This window comes from Gangjinia marincola, assembly GCF_039523415.1.
Lineage (GTDB): Bacteria > Bacteroidota > Bacteroidia > Flavobacteriales > Flavobacteriaceae > Gangjinia > Gangjinia marincola.
Genome location: NZ_BAAAFG010000016.1, coordinates 605,090 through 626,159, shown reverse-complemented (window position 1 = coordinate 626,159; position 21,070 = coordinate 605,090). Strand labels below are relative to the sequence as shown.

Annotated in this window: 15 protein-coding genes; 8 read left to right on the top strand and 7 right to left on the bottom strand. The window is 39.8% G+C overall.

The annotated features are described in order from the left end of the window. The first annotated feature begins 25 nt into the window (after nucleotides 1-25). On the top strand, nucleotides 26-865 hold the full coding sequence (locus ABD000_RS13865) for a phosphatase PAP2 family protein (protein ID WP_343768819.1): 840 nt from the start codon (nucleotides 26-28) through the stop codon (nucleotides 863-865). Here the strand turns inward: ABD000_RS13865 and ABD000_RS13860 are convergent. The 4 genes from ABD000_RS13860 to gcvP all read right to left on the bottom strand — a co-directional run bounded on the left by ABD000_RS13860 (nucleotide 862) and on the right by gcvP (nucleotide 6,413). Further along, nucleotides 862-1,710: a glycosyltransferase family 2 protein gene (locus tag ABD000_RS13860; protein ID WP_343768817.1), complete on the bottom strand. Its 849-nt coding sequence runs from the start codon at nucleotides 1,708-1,710 to the stop codon at nucleotides 862-864. The genes ABD000_RS13865 and ABD000_RS13860 overlap by 4 nt on opposite strands. Further along, complete coding sequence (locus ABD000_RS13855) at nucleotides 1,707-2,234, bottom strand: methyltransferase domain-containing protein (RefSeq protein ID WP_343768815.1); 528 nt, start codon at nucleotides 2,232-2,234, stop codon at nucleotides 1,707-1,709. The genes ABD000_RS13860 and ABD000_RS13855 overlap by 4 nt, the downstream gene beginning before the upstream one ends. A gap of 68 nt (nucleotides 2,235-2,302) precedes the next feature. Beyond that, nucleotides 2,303-3,358 carry a 3-oxoacyl-ACP synthase III family protein gene (locus tag ABD000_RS13850; protein WP_343768813.1) on the bottom strand — a complete coding sequence of 352 codons (1,056 nt, stop codon included), beginning with the start codon at nucleotides 3,356-3,358 and terminating at the stop codon, nucleotides 2,303-2,305. A gap of 205 nt (nucleotides 3,359-3,563) precedes the next feature. Continuing rightward, complete coding sequence (gene gcvP / locus ABD000_RS13845; protein WP_343768898.1) at nucleotides 3,564-6,413, bottom strand: aminomethyl-transferring glycine dehydrogenase; 2,850 nt, start codon at nucleotides 6,411-6,413, stop codon at nucleotides 3,564-3,566. Between the two features lie 145 nt (nucleotides 6,414-6,558). Here gcvP and ABD000_RS13840 point away from each other — a divergent pair, with 145 nt between their 5' ends. The 6 genes from ABD000_RS13840 to ABD000_RS13815 all read left to right on the top strand — a co-directional run bounded on the left by ABD000_RS13840 (nucleotide 6,559) and on the right by ABD000_RS13815 (nucleotide 16,039). After that, nucleotides 6,559-7,356, top strand: coding sequence for a UbiA prenyltransferase family protein (locus tag ABD000_RS13840; RefSeq protein WP_343768811.1), 798 nt, complete (start codon nucleotides 6,559-6,561; stop codon nucleotides 7,354-7,356). Nucleotides 7,357-7,423: 67 nt separating this feature from the next. After that, nucleotides 7,424-8,842, top strand: coding sequence for a T9SS type A sorting domain-containing protein (locus ABD000_RS13835; RefSeq protein ID WP_343768809.1), 1,419 nt, complete (start codon nucleotides 7,424-7,426; stop codon nucleotides 8,840-8,842). Nucleotides 8,843-8,896: 54 nt separating this feature from the next. Further along, complete coding sequence (locus tag ABD000_RS13830; RefSeq protein WP_343768805.1) at nucleotides 8,897-11,938, top strand: SusC/RagA family TonB-linked outer membrane protein; 3,042 nt, start codon at nucleotides 8,897-8,899, stop codon at nucleotides 11,936-11,938. A 1-nt stretch (nucleotide 11,939) separates the two neighbouring features. Then, nucleotides 11,940-13,400, top strand: a complete 1,461-nt coding sequence (locus ABD000_RS13825; RefSeq protein ID WP_343768802.1) for a RagB/SusD family nutrient uptake outer membrane protein — start codon at nucleotides 11,940-11,942, stop codon at nucleotides 13,398-13,400. Further along, entirely contained in the window at nucleotides 13,387-14,883 is a 1,497-nt protein-coding gene (locus tag ABD000_RS13820) for a hypothetical protein (protein ID WP_343768799.1), read from the top strand. The genes ABD000_RS13825 and ABD000_RS13820 overlap by 14 nt, the downstream gene beginning before the upstream one ends. A gap of 1 nt (nucleotide 14,884) precedes the next feature. Next, the gene (locus ABD000_RS13815; protein ID WP_343768797.1) at nucleotides 14,885-16,039 is read left to right on the top strand and encodes a cytochrome-c peroxidase; all 1,155 of its coding nucleotides are present in this window, start codon (nucleotides 14,885-14,887) and stop codon (nucleotides 16,037-16,039) included. A gap of 252 nt (nucleotides 16,040-16,291) precedes the next feature. Here the strand turns inward: ABD000_RS13815 and ABD000_RS13810 are convergent, their stop codons facing one another. Continuing rightward, a complete protein-coding gene (locus ABD000_RS13810) occupies nucleotides 16,292-16,843 on the bottom strand; it encodes a sigma-70 family RNA polymerase sigma factor (protein ID WP_343768795.1) in 552 nt (183 codons plus the stop codon). Nucleotides 16,844-16,905: 62 nt separating this feature from the next. Between ABD000_RS13810 and ABD000_RS13805 the strand changes: the two genes are divergently transcribed. Continuing rightward, on the top strand, nucleotides 16,906-18,138 hold the full coding sequence (locus ABD000_RS13805) for a glycosyltransferase family 4 protein (RefSeq protein ID WP_343768792.1): 1,233 nt from the start codon (nucleotides 16,906-16,908) through the stop codon (nucleotides 18,136-18,138). Nucleotides 18,139-18,410: 272 nt separating this feature from the next. Here the strand turns inward: ABD000_RS13805 and ABD000_RS13800 are convergent, their stop codons facing one another. Next, nucleotides 18,411-20,438 (bottom strand): M3 family metallopeptidase, encoded by a 2,028-nt coding sequence (locus ABD000_RS13800; RefSeq protein WP_343768790.1) that lies wholly within the window; start codon nucleotides 20,436-20,438, stop codon nucleotides 18,411-18,413. Nucleotides 20,439-20,504: 66 nt separating this feature from the next. Next, nucleotides 20,505-21,008, bottom strand: a complete 504-nt coding sequence (purE, locus tag ABD000_RS13795) for a 5-(carboxyamino)imidazole ribonucleotide mutase (RefSeq protein WP_343768788.1) — start codon at nucleotides 21,006-21,008, stop codon at nucleotides 20,505-20,507. Nucleotides 21,009-21,070 lie beyond the last annotated feature (62 nt).

Genomic DNA, 21,070 nt, shown 5'->3' with positions numbered 1-21,070 from the left:
TGCGTCAAATAGTGAATAGCCCCAAATGAATAAACAGCACATTTTAACCTTAACTTTTTTCTTCAGTACGTTTTTACTCAACACGATTTACGGTCAAAATAAATCAGATACTCTTACAACGTTTGAAACCATAAAGTATGATGGGGTTTCTATCTTTAATGGGATAACCCACACGTACTCTAGACCTTTTCATTGGCAACACGATGATTTTGTAACCTTATCTCAAGTTGCCTTAGGAGCGGCTTTTGTTTTTGCGTTTGATGATCCATTGAATGAAGCATTTAATAAGCAAAATGAAGATATACCTCAGTTGGTCAAAGATGTGGGCTTTAGATTTGGTAAACCGCTATTTAACTATGGAATGACCACGGGAATTTACACCATAGGTCTGCTAGCTAAGAGCGAAAAAATAAGAAGAACGGGGGTGCTCCTAATTACTGCAAATACCACTGGGGGACTATTGCAAACGTTGACAAAAACTGTAGCTGGCAGGGCGAGACCTGCAGCTGGTGCTAAAACAGATTGGAGGCCTTTTGATAATTCAGCAGAATACCATTCGTTTCCATCTGGACACGCTATACTTGCGTTTACAACCATGTATGCACTGTCTAAACAGTTTGAAAGTAAATGGATAAAAGCAGGGTTATTGGCTCTGGGATCCATTACACCTATTTCCAGAATGTGGGCTAATCAGCATTGGGCTTCAGACGTATTCCTGGGGATAGCAATTAGTATTTTCACCGTGGATAGTGCTGATAATTATTTGAAAAAGTCTCAGCGTTATGCGCAAGACCATAATTTAAACAAAATAAGTTGGCGTTTTACGGCCGGTGCCGGTCAAGTAGGTGTTATTGGTACGTTTTAACCTAATTTCTTAAGGAGATTTCTCCATCGATATGCTCTAATAAATGCTCCTTGCTCTTTAGAAACAATTGGTTTACTATCCATTGTTTTTGCTCGTTTGAATCCTTTTAGGTAGTTTGAAAAATAGCCAATACTATTTTTATTCCATGCCATTTTTAAGGCCGTAATCATAGCCAGAGCGAACGAATACCTTAATTTATATAAGGCTTCACCTTGCTTAAGAGCTTGGGCATTTGAATAGTTATGACCAGTGGGTCTAAGGTGTCTTACGAGCAGCTGCTCTGTCACTGTTACTTTCCAACCAAAAAACCGTGCTTTTAATTCGTCTGCCGTATCCCATCCCATCGCTTCATCAAGTCCGCCGACTTCTTCAAAACAGGCTTTGCGATAGGATTTTAGCGCCCCTCTAATGTGATCTTTATTTGTGGCGCCTTCAGTAATCCATTTGCTTCCATTAAAAACAGTACAAAGTCCTGCAGCCATACCCACACGAGGATCGTTAGCATAAATGTTGACGATTTGTTCAAGATATTCCTTCGGAAAAATTAAATCTGCATCAAATTTACAGATCACGTCATACGCTTGTGAGGCATGTTTTAACCCCTCATTAAACGCATTGATCACCTTACTCCCCGGAAGATGTTCATCGCTAGAGCTATTTTTTACGACTGAAAGAAATTTATGTTGCTTTGCATAATCTGAAGCGATATTAAACGTTTGATCACTAGAATTATCATCTACCACAATTAGTTGCACCGGCTGAAGCGTTTGTGCGAGAATAGAATCTAGTGTTTGTGCTAGAAACTCTTCTTCGTTGTGTGCGGATATAACAATGCAGATGTTCATGATGCGTTTCGTTCTGCATAGATCAAATAATACCTAGGCGTAACTAAACGTAGTAGAGGTCTTACTCCAAATTTTTTGACAGGATGAGTAAATTTAATTCGCTTTTTGATGTTCCATCCTGTTTTTTCCAAAATCCAATCTAATTGCCAGTCTTCAAATTCGTGATAGTGTCGATCCCATGGATCTGTTTTACTTTGATATGCAGCTGAAAACCAAAGTCTAAGCGGCACACTAATAAAAAGTTTATCTGCTTTGATGCTTTTTAAAACCTCATACGGATTCAGTATATGTTCAAATATTTCAAAAGCAGTTACTGCATCGTAGCCAGACTGAGTTAATGCTTCTCGTGACTCATCTAAGTCTTCTCCCGTAGTATTGGTAACAGTATACCCCTGCTTTTGCATGATGTCACTAAAGGGGTTAGAAACTCCAAGATCCAAGATTTTTGCCGGTGGCTGAAGTATTTCCGTAAGGAAATCAAGTGTTTCTTTAAAGCGTTTTGAGGGATAAGATCCTTCGTACATAAGCGTTTTACCACAGTGCTACAGCAATGCGATGCATTATAACGTAAATATAACTTACGCCAGTGGGATTAATATTTATACACCATGGCGTTGATATTCATACCAGCGCCAACACTTGCAAATATAATAACATCTCCCGGGTTGAGGTTATCTTGTTGAATTTCTCCCTGCAAATAAAGATCATACAGGGTAGGTATAGTTGCTACACTGCTATTGCCGAGTTTAGAGATGGACATGGGCATAATATGATCTGGCATGGGCTTATCGTATAGCTTATAAAAGCGCGCTACAATAGCTTCATCCATTTTTTCATTTGCCTGATGAATAAAAATCTTTTTAATACGGTCAATGCTTACTCCACTTTCATCCACACACTCCTTCATGGCGAGAGGCACATTTGTTAGTGCAAAGTTGTAAATCTTCCGCCCGTGCATTTTGATATAACGCGTATCATTTTCTGGCTCTGCATAGCTTTTTCCTGAAAATAAATAGTACGCTTCATCTGCTGCAAACGTGGCAGTTTTATGGGTGAGAATGCCTCCTTCTTCAGCTGTTCCTTCGATAATAGTAGCACCCGCACCATCGCTGTAAATCATAGAGTCTCTGTCGTATTTATCTACAACGCGTGAGAGCGTTTCAGCACCAATAACCAAGCAACGCTTTGCAATTCCACTTTTAATATAGGCGTTAGCCTGTATTACACCTTCTACCCAACCTGGGCAGCCAAATAAAATGTCGTAGCCTACACAACTTGGATTTTTAATCCCAAGGCTGTGCTTAATGCGTGATGCTAAACTGGGAAGGATATCGCTTTGAACAGAATCGCTGCGTACGTCTCCAAAGTTATGAGCAACAATAATATAGTCTAAGGTTTCGGGATCAATGCCGGCATCTTCGATGGCTTTCTCGGCAGCAAGGAAACCTAAATCCGAAGCAGTTTGATGAGTTTTTGCGTAACGTCTTTCGGCAATACCTGTTATGGCTTTGAATTTATCGATAATAACATCAGTCGAATAATTAATTTTTGAGCCATCCGTATTGAGAAAAGTGTTTTCCATAAAGGACTCATTTTTCTCAACGTGCTGCGGAATGTAACTTCCAACACCGGTAATCTTCACTCCCATATTCCTTTTTTTTGGCTAAATTAATTATATCCCCTTGAATTACAGACGTAAATATACCTTAGCTGGAAAATTTTTAAGGATTTGATACTTTTTACTTCTTAATGTTACGAAATCGTTAACTTAAATTAGGCAGAAAACACAACAGAAGAAAAAAGCTGAAGAATGAATTTGATCTTCAGCTTTATATTTATAATCAGATCACCGTTTAGGCTTCCATATATTCTTCAATAGGAGCACAGGTACAGATCAAATTTCGGTCTCCATAGGCATCATCAACGCGACGAACTGAGGGCCAGAATTTATTTGTATGCAGATAGTCTAACGGAAATGCTGCCTTTGATCTTGAGTAAGGTAGATCCCACTCATCTGCGGTAATCATTGCTAGCGTATGCGGTGCATTTTTTAGTGGATTACTTAGGTCATCTTTAGACACCTCATTAATCTCTTTTCGAATAGCGATAAACGCATCACAAAAACGATCTAACTCTTCTTTGCTTTCACTTTCTGTAGGTTCAATCATCATGGTTCCCGCCACTGGAAACGAAACCGTTGGGGCGTGAAATCCATAATCCATTAAACGCTTGGCAATGTCAGTAACCTCAATCCCATGTTCCTTAAATGGTCTGCAGTCTATAATCATTTCATGAGCTGCTCTACCACGTTCACCAGCGTATAAGACATCAAAATGTCCATTAAGACGCTCTTTAATATAGTTTGCATTTAGGATAGCATATTCCGTCGATTTTCTAAGTCCGTCAGTCCCTAGCATTTTAATGTAGCCATAGGAGATCAAGCAAGCCAAAGCTGATCCCCAAGGTGCCGCGGAAATAGGCGTGATAGCTTGTTCACCGCCTGTAGGAATTAAGGGATTAGTTGGCAAAAACGGAACTAATTGTTCTGCTACACAAATAGGTCCTACGCCTGGACCTCCACCTCCATGTGGGATCGCAAATGTTTTATGTAGATTTAAGTGACATACGTCAGCTCCAATCGCTCCGGGATTGGTTAATCCAACCTGTGCATTCATGTTGGCACCATCCATATACACTTGACCACCATTATCATGGATTAACTGGGTGATTTCTTGAATTGCAGACTCAAACACCCCGTGTGTAGAAGGATACGTCACCATTAGCGCGGCCAGATTATCTTTATGCGCAAGGGCTTTTTCTCGTAAGTCATCTACATCAATATTTCCATCTGCAGATGCTTTAGTAACCACTACTTTCATTCCCGCCATTACCGCACTCGCCGGATTGGTACCGTGTGCCGATGAGGGAATTAAACAAATATTACGGTGGTCATCTCCTCTGGATTGATGATAGGCTCTAATGGTCATAAGCCCGGCAAATTCACCTTGTGCACCGGAGTTAGGTTGAAGCGATGTGCCGGCAAAACCGGTGATTTCTGTAAGGTAGTTCTCTAAATCCTTAAGCATAAGTTGATATCCTTCTGCTTGTTCTACCGGTACAAACGGATGCATATTACCCCAACGATAATCACTAAGTGGAAGCATTTCTGCAGCTGCATTAAGCTTCATAGTACAAGATCCCAACGCAATCATAGAGTGATTAAGTGCGAGATCTTTGCGCTCTAAGGATTTAATGTAACGCATCAAATCGGTTTCAGAATGATAAGTGTTAAATACTTTTTCGGTCAGGATATCATCTGTACGTTTTAAAGCTTCGGGCAGAATGCTATATTCTCCTATTTCAGTAATTTCTTCGGCTTTCTTGTCGGCATATTCTGCAAATACAGCTACGATTGCAGATAAATCACTTAAAGATGTAGTTTCGTTTATAGAGATCGCAACTGTTTCCGCATCAGCGTAATAAAAATTAAGCTCATGGCGTTCTGCAATTGCTTTAATCTTTTCAGCATCTACTTTTAACTGGATCGTATCAAAATATGTTTCGTTAGCCTGATAAATTCCTAAATTTTCTAATGCGTCAACCAGCGTCGCTGTCTTTTGATGCACTTGATGTGCAATATATTTTAGTCCGTTTGGGCCATGATATACTGCGTACATACCTGCCATTACTGCAAGTAGCACCTGTGCAGTACAAATGTTTGAAGTGGCTTTATCGCGTTTAATATGTTGTTCGCGAGTTTGTAACGCCATGCGAAGCGCACGGTTGTTATCCATATCACGAGTGACTCCAATAATTCTACCGGGTATATTTCGTTTATATGCTTCTAAGGTAGCAAAATAAGCAGCGTGAGGACCACCATAACCCATAGGAATACCAAATCGCTGAGTAGTACCTACAACAACATCAACGCCTAGATCACCGGGGGGAGTAAGCATAACCAAGCTAAGAATGTCTGCAGCAACGGCAATCTTGATTCCCTTCTCTTTTGATTGTTTTACAAAATGTGCATAGTCATATACCTTACCAGATTTACCGGGATACTGTAATAGCGCACCAAAATATTCTTGGGTAGGTTCAAAATTTTCGTGATCACCAATGACCAGTTCGATGTCCAGTGGAATCGCTCTTGTTTTAAGTAAATCGATGGTCTGTGGCAGAACTTCTTCAGAGACAAAAAACTTGAGCACGTTGTTCTTTTTTTGCTCCCTATCTCGAACTCCAACTAATAATGACATTGCTTCTGCTGCTGCAGTTGATTCGTCTAATAAAGATGCATTTGCTAACTCCATGCCGGTAAGTTCGGTGATCATGGTTTGATAGTTAAGCAAGGCTTCTAAACGTCCTTGAGCGATTTCAGCTTGATACGGCGTATAAGCAGTATACCATCCCGGATTTTCTAAAATATTACGTTTTATAACCGCGGGGGTGATAGATTCATGATAGCCCAATCCAATGTAAGTCTTAAATAGACGGTTTTTAGCAGCAAGTTGATTGATGTGATTAGAAAATTCATACTCGCTGAGCGGAGTGGGTAAATCCAATTCTTTTTTTAATCGAATCCCATCCGGAATGGTTTCAAACATTAACTGTTCCATGGAATCAACACCAACTGTTTCAAGCATAGAAAAAACATCTTGAGGTCTAGGACCTATGTGGCGTAACGCAAAGCTATTTGTATTCATCATCACATCAATAAATAAAGTGCAAAAATACAGCTTTTACACCTAACAAATCATAAAATTGGTTAAGGCACTATTGTAATTTTTCAACTGTTGTTAAGAATTATCCCCAATAGTCTATTTTTGTTAGGTGAGGAGCTTAAAAAAAGTGTTTAATATTTATGTAGATGGCAGTATTCACGTGGCGTTAGCTGTGGTGTCTCTGATTGCAGTTTCGCATTTCTCTTTGCGTTTTGTTGTAGCAGATGCATATTATTTTTTTGTTTTTTTCGCTACAATCTTAGGGTACAATTTTGTGAAATATTGGAGCAGATGGAAAAAGGCAATTTATCCTCATAAATTGTTTAAGGATACATTTTTTTTGGTGAGCTTATTTTCTTTTGTTGGAGCTATGCTTTTTGGAATTTATTTAGGGTCCAAAACACAAATTTTTATGGCGGTCTTATGCGGGGTTTTAATCGCCTATACATTACCGTTACCCAGGCAAAAGAAAAGCTTAAGGACATTCACAGGGATAAAAGTTATTGTAGTTGCATTGGTTTGGACTGTGGTCACGGTAATTCTACCAATAATAAACGCTAACTTCCCGCTTTCTGAACGCGTTTGGTTGGAAGCCAGTCAACGGTTTTTATACGTATTTGCAATCACATTACCTTTTGAAATTAGAGATATGCATGAAGACAGATCGGTGTTGGGATCTATTCCTCTCTTGATTGGTGTAAAGCAAACAAAAGCAGTAGGCAGCTTTTTGATAATTATCTTTGTTGTAATGGAATTTATAGGAAACTCCTCTTTAAAGACAGTATGGATTACTGGTGTGATAGGTTTAATGGGATTAGTAAGTGTGCTAAGAATTAAAGAAAAACATTCTCGTTACATCACTTCTTTTTGGATAGAGGGGATACCTATATGTTGGTTTGTTACTTTGTGGTTAGCACAGGGTTAAAGTCTGTTAAACCAAGAGTTGTCATCACTTCCATGCTTATTTTTGTAGAAATTTAAATTAAATAATGATGAAAATAAACTACACTATTCTAGTGCTTTTTTTAGCTACACTTTTGAGTAATGCTCAATCAATATTAGTTGAAAATATAGCAGATGATACAGATGATATAGAAAATAGCTCCCCGGCAGTATTCAATGTTTATAACGGAACACTATTTTTTAGGGCTAGAACGCCAGATTTAGGCTTTGAGTTATATAAATATGACGATACGCAAACCGTTCAATTAATTGAGGACATACGACCTGGGGATGACTCAAGTACACCTGGTAATTTTATTGATTTTAATGGAAATCTTTACTTCACTGCATATAATGTAGATCGGGGAGGACAGGATTTTTATTTTACAGACGGAACCAATGTAACCGCTGCTCCCATGTATGCCGCAGGATTTGCCGGTCCACAAAATCCTAAACTGCTAGATGGAGTGATATATGTTATCGGAAGAAACGAAACCGGAGATAATAATAGGTTGTTAGCTTTTGACGGAACAACAGGGACAGAAGCTCAAGATAATCAAGCCGGGGAAGAGACTATTTTTGGCGGTAATATTATTTCGTACAATGATAAATTGTTGTTGTATATGAATTATTCTGAAGATGATGCAACCGTAGGAAATGAATTGTATGAATATGATCCTACCGTAGGGATATTCACATTAGTAAAAGATATTGAAATAGGCACGGGAGACTCTGGTATTTCAAACTTTACGCTATTAGATGGTGCAGTCTATTTTGAAGCCGAAGGAGGTTTATACATAACAGATGGCACCGAAGCAGGTACAACAGATGTCGAAGCAGCCACGAATGCCAATATCGACGGAGTAAATAACTTGTTTGTTTGGGATGGTAATCTATATTTTGAAGGAGATGATGGTACCGGTGATGAACTGTGGAAGTACGATCCTTTCTTGGATGAAGTGTCAAAAATTAGCGATATCTCTGGAGACAATGAAAATCACGATCCATCCGATTTTGCTGCTTTTGACGGATTTTTATACTATGCCGCAGAGGATGGAAATGACGGTGAACGCCATATCTGGAGAACAGATGGTACAACTACAAGTCTAGTGGATGATAGCGTGACAGATGTAAATGATTTAACACTTTATGATGGCGTGATCTATTTTAGAGCCGATGATCAGGGTGGCAACGGAATTGAACTTTATTCGCTGGATCCAAATAACTTGTCTATCAATGAAGTTAGTCTTTCAACTGTTTCAACCTATCCCAATCCTGTAAATAACAGACTTAATTTTAGTGAAGACATGACAGGTGGAACCTATACGATTACTGATCTTACGGGTAAATCGGTAGGGCGAGGAACTTTATTAGGAAAGGAACTGGACATATCATTATCTACAGGTGTTTATATGCTACAGGTAGAGAACAAAACGCAACGTTTTACACAAAAACTCATCGTAAAATAATCAATTTCTCCTTACATTTAGCTCTGTTTAGGATATCCTGAACAGAGCTTTTTTATGCGGAATTTTGTAATCATCATATCACTAATTTTTTTTAGCGTACAATTATGGGCGCAAGAAGAACGCCTGATCACAGGAACAGTTCTTTCAAAATCAGATAATATTCCATTACCGGGAGCCAGCGTTAGAGTTAAAGGTACGGGCGTAGGAGTAATCACTAATTTTGATGGAGAATTTACGTATTTAATTAAGGCCGAAAATATTTCTGCGACCACATTGGTCATTAGTTTTCTGGGGTATCAAACCAAAGAAATAACAGTAGGTAATCAATCTACCTTTACCATTTATCTTGAAGAAGACGTGAGTGCATTAGATGAGGTAATCATTACCAGTTCGTACGGCACAAAAAAACTAAAGCAAGAAGTGGTCGGTAGTGTCTCCCAAATCAATACCAAAGAAATCAATACGTTTGAAGCCTTTGAGAGCGTTGATCAATTGTTAGAAGGCCAAGTTGCAGGAGTCCTCATCCAAGGGAATCCTCAAACCGGTGCACCGGTGACCATTGATATTAGAGGACAAGGCACTTTAACCCCATTAAACGGTAATATGCTTTCTACTTCACGTCAACCCTTGATTATTATTGATGGAATTGTGGTAGGAGAGGAAATTGCCATTGACAACATGCTATTTTCGGGGACTGGAGCCTTTGATGAAAGCGGATTGAATCCTCTTGCCAGAATTTCTCCTGAAAATATCGAATCCTTCACCGTGCTTAAAGATGCCGCAGCCGTTAGTCTATATGGAGCTGATGGCGCAAACGGCGTGATATTAATTACGACCAAGACCGGAAGAAAGGGAGCTCCAAAAATTAATTTTTCGGTGCAATCCGGTATTTCTGAAGCAATTAACCAAATCACCTACCTCAACGCAGATCAGTACAGAACTCTCCTCAATCAATACGAACAAAACCTTGGGCAAGAGTTAAGTACTTTTGATGAAAGCATTGACACAGACTGGTTTGACTTGTTGAACAATTCGGGATTCTTTTCTCGATATCAGCTCAGTGTTTCAGGAGGGGGTGAAAAAATAGCTTATCGGGTAGGAGGGAGTTATTTATTTAATGATGAAGCCCAACGTGGCAACGAATTTGAAAACATTAGCCTTTCTTCAAATGTCACATTTAATCATAAAGATTTTTCGGCAGCATTGACCTTTAGTCCAAATTTCATCAATAAAAATCAACCTAACACCTTATTTGGGTATGCCTACCCTTCGGCATTACCGGTTTTTGATGAGGAAGGAAATTTTGCCGAGTTAGGCATTAGAGGGAGTGGTCATCCCCTGGCAGTCACAGAACAGAATAGAAACCGTACCGAAACCTCCGGATTTTTAAGCGGTCTAAACTTGTCTTACACAGTATTGGAGGGATTAGATATTTCAACGTTTTTCGGCATAGATTATAATAATAAAGATCAAGATCGGTGGTTTTCTGGGGCAAACGAATCCGGAAGAAGATCAGGAACATTTGAACTTAATGGGGAGACCTATCCAAATTGGGGTGCAAGAGTAATTAATAATAGAGAATCCTATCGTTGGAACTGGCGTGCGCAGGCATATTATCAAAAGAAATTTAGGGATGAACATACTTTTGATGGTCTTTTGGGGATAGAGACCTTTGATGAAGTTACCAAGGTGAGTAGAGCTTTAGCCACAGGTTTTCTTGATTTTGAGAGAGTACAACTTATTTCTGAAGCTTTAGGAGGACAAAGTTTTAATCAAGACGGGAGTGAACGCAGCGGGATTTCTATCTATTCTCAATTCAATTATGACTATAAGAGTAAATATTTTCTTTTGGTCAATGCAAGGCAGGATGAAAGTTCGGCCTTTGGTGGTGATGTGGATACTGCCATAAATATTGGTGCCGGAGCGAGTTGGGTGATCAGTGAAGAAAGCTTCTTTAACAAGGATAATGGAGTGAACTTTTTGCGCCTAAGGACAAGTTATGGCTCAACGGGTAATTCCAGAATAGGATCGTATCGTGCATTAGGATTATTTGACTACGATGAGGACGATCTGGGATATAATGGCAACATTGGCGTTGCATTCCCCGACGAAAGTTCTCCGCCAAATGATCAGCTGGGATGGGAAAAGAATATTAAATTCAATGCCGGGATAGATATTGGAGTATTCAATAATAATCTTCAGGCTACGGTTGAGGTGTACAATGAAAATCTAAGGGACTTAATCGTTTCTCGTGATGTCCCGCATGAAAGTGGATATGCCACGGTTCAAATTAATGGCGCCGAAATGTATAATCGTGGTGTAGAATTTTCCCTTACAGGGAACCTTAGGTTTGCTGAAAAATTCTCCTGGAGAAGTAGCTTTAACTTCGCCAGAAACTTTAACGAAATCACAGATTTGAGAGGTTTAGGATCAGATGAAAGTGGTGCCGAACTTGCCAGGGCACAACGTATAGGATCTAGTACCTCTGCGATTTGGGGCTATGAATACGAGGGAGTAGACCCTGCAACCGGAACAAATTTATTTAGCGTTAATGGTGATCTTTATGACAACGCCACCTTGAATAACGCCTTTGATGAAAAAGATTGGGTTGAACTTGGGAATAGTCAACCTGATTTTTTTGGAGGATTTAGAAATACGTTTACATTTTTTGATCGATTCTCTTTAGCGGTGATGATGACCTACTCTTGGGGAACAGATATTTTAGTGGGGGACGAACTCATTGACTTATATCGATTACTACCAACTAGAAATTTATCCACCAACGCGCTCAATTATTGGCAGGAGCCGGGCGACATTACATTCAATCCGAGAGTAGACAATAACCTAATCGTGAATAACAGTTCTAAATATGTATATGACACTTCTCATATACAACTAAGAAATATCAATCTAAGTTATGTGCTTCCGCTAAAAAGCCAAACCTATTTTAAAAACACTTCGGTGTTTATAGACATATCGAATGTTGCCTATTGGTATAAAAATGAAGCATTAGATGGATTAAATGCAGCCAGAGAGTTTAGATTTATTTATCCACAATCCAGAACCATAACCTTGGGCTTAAGTACAAATTTTTAGGATGAAAAAATGCTATTACATACTTGTGTTGATATTCGCGATAGGATGCGAGGATTTTTTGGACAAAGAACCTGTTGATGCTGTTTCATTCAATGAGCAGTTAGGTTCTTACGCAGGCATGCAAGAAGTGATGAATGGCACCTACATTCAATTAGAAGCTGTCATTAGAGAAAGAGAATTCTATACGTATGCGGATCTTTTAGGAGGGAATATCACTTTTGCTCCAGTTGAGGAAGAACGACCCGTCAATGTCGAAAATAATGTCGAAAACATCTACACCTTTAATGATCGAGAAGAAGATTCTGATCTGGCATCGGTCTATCAAAGCTTCTACGAAGTTATTAATAGTGCAAATTTAATGCTTGACTATGTAGATAATTTAACCGATGCCTCTACTGCTCAAAAGGATCAAATTAAAGCCGAAACACTAGCCATAAGAGCATTCACTCACGAACAATTACTTAGATTATACGGTCAGCATTATTTGTTTACCGCAGATGCTTCTCACCTGGGTATTGTATACAACACTGAACCTCAAGAACCGGGAGTAGATTTTTCGGCAAGAAAAACAGTAGCCGAAAGTTACGCGCTCATCATCGCAGACTACCAACAAGCGTTGGATCTTATTACCTCCGAAAGTGTCTTGCCTCTAGGTCCTAATTATAGCTATTTTTCCCAAGAAAGTATAACAGCCTTGCTTATAAGAGCGTACCTCAATGCAGCAAACTGGCAAAGAGCGGCAGATCTAGCAGAAGAATTCATCGCAGAGACCTCCATCCCGCTCATGATTACCGCGAATTACGTGGCAGAATGGGAACAGCCCAATGCACCTGTGAGTGAAGTCATTTTGGAGTTGAGTTTACCCACAGATAATGGTGGAGATGTAAGTGGAAGCTTGGAAGGGACGTTTGGATACACCCCGGTAGAATGGGGACGTTTTGTAGCCTCCCAAGATCTTAGATCCCTTTATGATCCGTTGGATGTACGCAGCGATTTATTTATTGCCGAAGACATTATCACGACCATCAATCAGGAAAATATACCCGTGACCTACTATTGGACCAAAAAATTTCAGGATAATCCCGGTACGATCATCATGCGTCTCTCTGAAGTTTACCTTATCGCCGCCGAAGCTCAAGCGCGCCTGGGCAACGATAACGTAGCACAAAATTATCTCTATACCATTGTGCAAAGAGCAAATCCAAGCGTAACTCCGGTGACGGCAACCGGTCAGGATTTACTGGATGCCATCCTCTTGGAGCGAAGAAAAGAATTAGCCTTTGAAGGACACTATTTTTATGATCTCGCACGCTTTGAAAAAGATGTGATAAGAGATACCTTTGGTGGAGATTGTATTGCACAGCAATGCAATTTATTGTATCCCAATACTAGATTCGTACTCCCCATACCGGAACGTAATCTTAATTTGAATGAAAATTTAGTGCAGAATGATGGGTATTAAAAAGTATATAAGTTTCTTACTGATAACGATCACATTTTTCTCTTGTAAAGAGGATGATTTAGATGCATATAATCAATTGACAGAACCTTTTGTAAGATTCGATCTAAAGCTGGATAATAATGGTATGCCCTTTGAGTTTCCTTCGATTTCTAATCTTACAGAGCCTGCAAGCGAATATACACACCGATCACTACGCGAGGTAAAAATTCCAATTGCCTTATCCCACGCCAATCTTACCCAAGAGGTTGACGTTGTGGTAAGCCTTACCTCTCAAAACCTTACCGAAGGGCAGGACTACTCCCTGCTTAATCAAGACCTTATTTTCAGCTTTAACAAAGATAAACTTGTTGACACTATACGCATTTTACCATCCAGAAGATTTAATGAAGATGAGGTAAATCAACTATCCTTCGAGATCGAACAAGTTTCGGACGAGGAGGTAAACATAGGCTACCCAAACACGATCAATCCTGCCACAAAAGTAGATGTTACTCTTAGGGATACGTTTACAACGATTGGTTTTCCGCAAGAAAATAATGAAAGTATATCCGGGCAATCAGGCACCGAAGTATTTTTTGATGTATTATTTGAGAATGGATTATTTAAAGATGAGCTTGAAGATGTTGACTTATTTGTAGAAAATCCGGGATTTGACTATACCTTGGCCGAATTTCCTTTTGAAGATGGTGATCGAAAAATAACATATCAATTGACCTTAAATGAAACTATTGAAGAGAATGAGTTGTACATCGTATCTCTCTTTAAATTAAATCAGGTAGACCAGTATATTCAGGTGGGTAGTTCTAGTTATCAAGTGCAAATTCCATTAGATGTTCCCAGAGAAGTAAGTGTCAATACTGCCGCGAATTTTTATGATACTAGCAATCAATTTTATCGTACGTTTGGAGAAAACTGGTTAGATGCGAATGATGATGGCATCTGCGCCTGGTCCGCATTTAATCAATTTACTTATCCCGTTGAGGTAAATGAGGATAATGAGTTTGCTGTTTTAGGAGAAGGATCAGACACACCAGGTGATACGAGTGATGATGTCTACTATCATGCCTTTCAAGTAAGATTCGGTTCACCCACACCAGGGAATACTACCAATTCATTCAATCTTAAACGTTGGTTTAATAATGAATCCAGTAATGCCTCAGTCTCTCCCGGATTTAATTTTAACCCTTCACTAGAATTTATCCCCAATGATGAAGGAACCAGTACAACCTCTGGCAGTGTACAGGTTATACCTACTTTTGGTACGATTTCTGGAGATGGTAATTCCTATTGCATAGGGTTTCAAGGTGAAGGAACATACCAGGAAGTAGAACCGGAAATTTTCCAAATACAATTGACGCTTAGAGCGACAAATAATGAACTTTTTTGGGGTACGGTAGAAGCAACATACGTGATCTATAATACTAGTAATTTTGACGAACCCGACCCTTTAGCCGAATCCTGCTTTGGACCAATTAATTTATAAGATGAACATTAGAATACTTCTTTCTCTGCTATTGTTATCGGGATTCTTTTCGTGTAAAAATGAATCTAAAAACGAGGCAGCATCATATAGCAAAATTGCTGATTTAAGAGAAAGATACAGCAGTGGCGATTACCGCAAATGGCCAGCCCCAGTACTGGATTCATTGATTGATAAAACCACGTTTGAGGATATAGGTGTTCTCCCGGATATGCCGTATCCTAAGGATAATCAAAAAAGCAAACAAAAAGAAAAGCTGGGTAAATTACTTTTTTTTGATCCCAGGCTTTCGGTAAGCGGTCAAATAGCTTGCGTTTCCTGTCACAATCCTGAACTTGCCTGGACAGATAACATCACCAGATCATTTGGACATGATCGACAGACCGGTAGGCGTAATGCAATGACCATTCTTAATACGGGCTACGCCGAAAAGTTGTTCTGGGATGGTAGAGCGAACAGCTTAGAACATCAAGCCATGTTTCCCATCGCAGATCCTGTAGAGATGAATGAAGAGCTGCCTAAAGCCGTTCAACGCATTGCGGCTCTTAAAGGGTATCAAGCACAATTTAAAAAGGCTTATGGAGATCCTGAAGTTACCTTAGATCGAATTCAAAAAGCCATCGCATCTTTTGAGCGTACGATAAAAAGTCCGCCAAGTAAATTTGACCGATTTGTCTCAGGAAAGTCAGATGCTTTTAGTGATCAGGAGGTAAATGGTTTGCATTTGTATCGCACTAAAGCACGATGCATCAACTGTCATAACACACCCTATTTTAGTGACAATCAATTCCATAATGATGGTCAAACTCTATTTGGAACCAAAGATGAAGATTTTGGCAGATATTATGTTACGAATGACGTGGTGGATATTGGAAAATTCAAAACACCAACACTCAGGGAAGTAAGCAGAACTGGACCCTGGATGCATCACGGTAATTTTCCTTCTCTTCTGGATGTAGTTCAATTCTACGATCTGGGAAATCCCTCTCCTATTCAGAAAAAATATTTGGGAACTCCAAGAGATACTTTGATCCCAGAAAACTCTCCCTTGTTACAAGAATTAAATTTAACTAAAACCGAAATAGAGGATCTCATTGCCTTCATAGAAACTTTATCTACTCCTACCCGAAGAATGAGGGCTCCTAAGCTCCCGCAATAAAAAAGAATCAGTACTTGTTTTGAATCAACTGTTCTAGTTTTCGCTTCTCCCGCTGGCTCAAAAACTGTGGTTGATGTGTCGCGAACTTTTTAGAAAAAAGGCTGTTTAACGTATGATAACGATCGCATAATTTACAGTGCAGGTTGTGTACGTATAATTTGACCTTCTCCCAACGGGTAGCCTCGTTATACTGTAGTTTTTCGCTATACTCAATTGCCTTTTGACAGGATACTAACATACTTTTTTCAAATTCTAATCTAACCAACTTTTTTTCATGCAATCCATCATGGCTTTTCTCGCCCTATGGATCATCACCCATAAATTAGACGCAGTAATCTTTAAATCATTACAAATAACTTCAGTATCAAATTCGTCAATGGTTTTAAGCTTAAAAATCTGCGCTTGCTTAGGTGGCAGTAAAGCCAGGCAATCCATGATAGCAAGGCTCAACTCTGTATTTTCTAAGTTATCTTCAGCCGTTTTGTCATATGGATCAGCAACGCGTTGTTCCAGCCAGCTACCCTCTTCATCTTGATAATCGGGCATGCGAACTTCGGCTTTACCCTTAGCAGAATTTGATTTTCTGTAATAGTCGATTATTTTCCGCTTTAAAATAGAAATCAGCCAAGTGCGCTCATGGGCTTCTCCTTTAAAATTATCTTTGGCTTTTAACGCAGCTAAAAAGGTTTCTGAAATTAAATCCTGCGCAAGCTCACGATCATTTACCCGCGTAATAGTATAGTTAAATAAGTAATCGCTGTAACGCGAAACCCACTCGCTTGGATTTATAGCCGTTGAACTCATATTTTATTTGATTCTGTTCAAAAGTAGTAAACGAAAATTAAAATTCCTTATTTTACCACTGTATGAAAACCTTACTCGTCATAGGTCACGTTTGGCCAGAGCCTACTTCATCTGCTGCCGGTAGACGAATGCTTCAACTCATGAGTGTTTTTCATAACGCAGGATATCACATTGTTTTCGCCTGTGCGGCGGAAAAGTCCAGCTATGCTACTGAGTTTTTGTTCCCTGTGGACGAGGTAGAAATACAACTCAATGATGCTATGGCAGATGATTTTCTGCGGAAGCTTAAGCCTGACGTTGTACTTTTTGATCGTTTTATGACCGAAGAGCAATACGGGTGGCGTGTGGCAGAACAGTGTCCAAAAGCTTTACGCATTTTAGATACTGAAGATCTCCACTTTCTTAGAAAAGCCAGAGAAAGCACATTAAAAGAAAGCCGTAACGTATTACCGGAAGATTTTTTAACCTCAGTTCTTGCTAAAAGAGAAATTGCCTCTATCTATAGATGCGACTTAAGTCTCATTATTTCAACTTTTGAAATGGAATTGTTAAACACCCTATTTGGCATAAAAAAGGCGTTACTTTTTTACTTACCATTCTTAGTTGATTGCTCAAGCTTACCCAAAAAGACTGATTTGCCGGGGTTTGGTCAGCGTCAACATTTTATAAGCATTGGTAATTTTTTACATGCACCCAACAGGGATGCCGTACAGTATCTTAAACGAGAAATTTGGCCGCTGATTAAAAAAGAGCTTCCGCAGGTTGAAATACATGTCTATGGGGCATACGCCAAGCAGCGGGATGAGCAATTAGAAGATAAGGGCACTGGGTTTTTGGTAAAAGCCCGGGCAGAAGATGCTTACGAGGTCATTCAATCTGCTAGAGTGATGCTGGCACCGCTTCGATTTGGCGCCGGACTCAAAGGCAAATTGTTGGACGCTATGATTTGCGGTACACCATCTATTACCACCACCATAGGTGCAGAGGGCATGCAGGATCCACTTGAGTGGTGCGGAGCGATTTGCGATGATCAAAAAGTCTTTGCCAAAGAAGCCATACAACTTTATCAAACTCAGGAAGATTGGGAAATAGCTTCTGACCGTGGACGGCAGATCGTGGAACATGAATTTGACCAAAAACGATTTATTCCCAGATTTTTGGAAAGACTGAATGATCTTACTAAGCATATCAAAACCCACCGACAGCACAATTTTATCGGGAGTATGTTGCTGCACCACTCGCTTCAAAGCACTAAATATTTGAGTAAATGGATTGAGGAGAAGAATCAAAAATAGGTGATTTTGTCATTCCTGCGCAGGCAGGAATCTCAATAGTAATGGTCTCTATAAATCAAATACATTCCTGCCTTGCTCCTCCGCTAGCCTCATTCGCCATAGTAGCAAAGCTACGAAGGCCGAGAAGCTTCGGCGACACGCGGACGCAGGAATGACAGATCGTAAAATGATAATGACTTTGTGAAGCTTCGTGCTTCTTTGCGCAGCTTTGTGAAACAGATTAGTTTAGTGACTCGAAATATAGATAAGATTCCTATCTAAGTGGGAATTTATCATCCCGGCAGTAATCCCGCTCTCTTCAACAGTGCATTGGGATCTGGTTTTCTTCCGCGAAAGCGAACATACAATTCCATTGGATCTACAGTGCCGCCTTGTGAAAGCACAAAATCTTTAAACTTTCGCGAAACTTCTGTATTAAAAATCCCTTCTTCCTGAAAATAGGCAAACGCATCAGCATCCAATACTTCTGCCCATTTGTAGCTGTAATAACCCGCAGAATAGCCACCTTGAAAAATATGTGCAAATGAGGTGCTCATGCAATTTTCGTTGACATCTGGATACAGCTTAGTTTGCTCAAAGGCGCTATTCTCATGCTCTTTAACATTGGTTACTTCACCGGGATCCTCACCATGCCATGCCATGTCTAGCATCCCAAAGCTCAGCTGACGCAAGGTTTGCATGCCTTCATGAAAATTGCATGATGCCTTGATTTTTTCAACATATTCTGTTGGGATCACTTCTCCGGTTTCGTAATGGGTGGCGAAGAGCGCTAAGGCTTCTGGTTCATAACACCAGTTTTCTAACATTTGGCTGGGTAACTCTACAAAATCCCAATACACCGATGTGCCAGAGAGGCTAGGGTAGGTGGTGTTTGCCAGCATGCCATGCAGCGCATGCCCAAATTCATGAAACAGCGTGGTAACTTCATTAAATGTAAGTAAAGAGGGTTTGCTTGCTGTGGGTTTGGTAAAATTACAAACGATCGAAACATGTGGGCGATCGTTGTTACCGTCACGTATGGATTGAGGTTTGTATGAAGTCATCCAGGCACCACCCCGTTTACCAGGACGTGGGTGGAAGTCTGCGTAAAATAACGAGACAAATTCACCTTCTGCATCAAGCACATGATAGGTTTTTACCTCTTTATGATAGACTTCGATATTATCAACTTGTTTAAACGTCAAACCAAATAGTTTTTGAGCTACGGTAAATACTCCGTTGATGACGTTTTCTAATCTAAAATAAGGTTTGAGCGCTTCATCATCCAGATTGAACCGTTTTTTCTTAAGCTTTTCAGCATAATAGGCGCCATCCCATTTTTCTAAAAATGGGAGTTGATCCAATTCTTTCGCAAAATCAGTAAGCTCATTAAATTCTCTTATTGCAGCGGGCTTCGCTTTTTGAAGCAGGTCAAGCAAAAAGTTCTGCACTCCCTGCGGACTTTTGGCCATTCGTTCTGCCAAAACAAAATCAGCGTGCGTATCAAAACCAAGCAAATTGGCTCTTTGATGACGTAAAGATGTGATTTCTAGTACGATTTCCTGATTGTCTAACTCGTCGCCATGAAACCCCTTTGCTCCAAAAGCAATAGAAAGTTCTTTGCGTAGTTCCCGGTTATCGGCGTATTTCATAAATGGAACATAGCTGGGATAGTCCAGCGTAAATATCCAACCTTCTTTGTCTTTACTTTTCGCCAATTGAGCGGCCGCTTCTTTAGTACCTTCGGGGAGGCCGCTAAGTTTAGCTTCATCAGTGATGTGGAGTTCATAGCGATTTGTTTCTGCCAACACATGTTCCCCAAACGTCAGCGATAATTTAGAAAGTTGCTTGTCGATTTCACGTAAAGCGTCTTTGTCTTCATGAGAAAGATTAGCCCCATTACGAACAAAAGCCTTGTATTTTTTGTCCAGCAACATCTGCTGTTCAGAAGTAAGATCTAACTCTTTTTGTTGCTGAAAAACAGCATCAACCTTTTTAAATAGCGTTTCATTAAGCAGCAAATCATTTTTAAAATCGGTTAACCAGGGGGAAACTTCTTGCGCAATTCGCTGAATATCTTCATTGGTTTCTGCACTATTGAGGTTAAAAAAGATAGAGGTGATGCGATCCAATTGCTCTCCTGAAAATTCTAAGGCTTCAATCACATTTTGAAATGTAGTAGCTTCGGTAGAACTGGTGATGGTTTCAATTTCTGCCTTAGCAGCTTTTATCGCTTGTTCTATCGCAGGTTTAAAATGATCGGTTTTGATTTGCTCAAATGGAGCTTCGTTAAAAGGTTGGAGTAGGGGATTATCTTTCATTGATTAAAAAATCAGCTGTGTAATTTGTTCGTTTAAATGACAGTGTGAAATCTTCGACTTCTTTTTTTATTTGTATCCTAAACTTGGTTTATTTAGATGTTTAGCGCCTTCAATTACTTTCTGTTTTAAGGACTCCTTATAGGCAATAATCCGCTCTTGAATTTCTGAATTTTGACTGCCCAGAATTTGGGCGGCCAGGATTCCCGCATTTTTAGCTCCATTAAGTGCTACGGTTGCAACCGGGACTCCGCCTGGCATTTGCAAAATAGAAAGGACAGAATCCCAACCATCGATTGAATTGCTCGACTTTACCGGTACGCCAATTACAGGAAGGGGAGAAAGGGAAGCAACCATCCCCGGCAAGTGAGCGGCTCCACCGGCACCTGCAATGATGACATGATAGCCATTTTTATGCGCATTCTTACCAAAATCTACCATTTTCTCCGGCGTACGATGCGCAGAAACTATATCTACATCTACTTCAACAGAGAGTTCTTTTAAGATATCAATGGCATCTTGCATGACAGGTAGGTCACTAGTGCTACCCATAATTACGGCTACTTTTGGCATAGGTGTATATTTAAGGATTACAAAGATAAACTTTCTAATGCGCTTTAAGAAAAAAGGGTTTA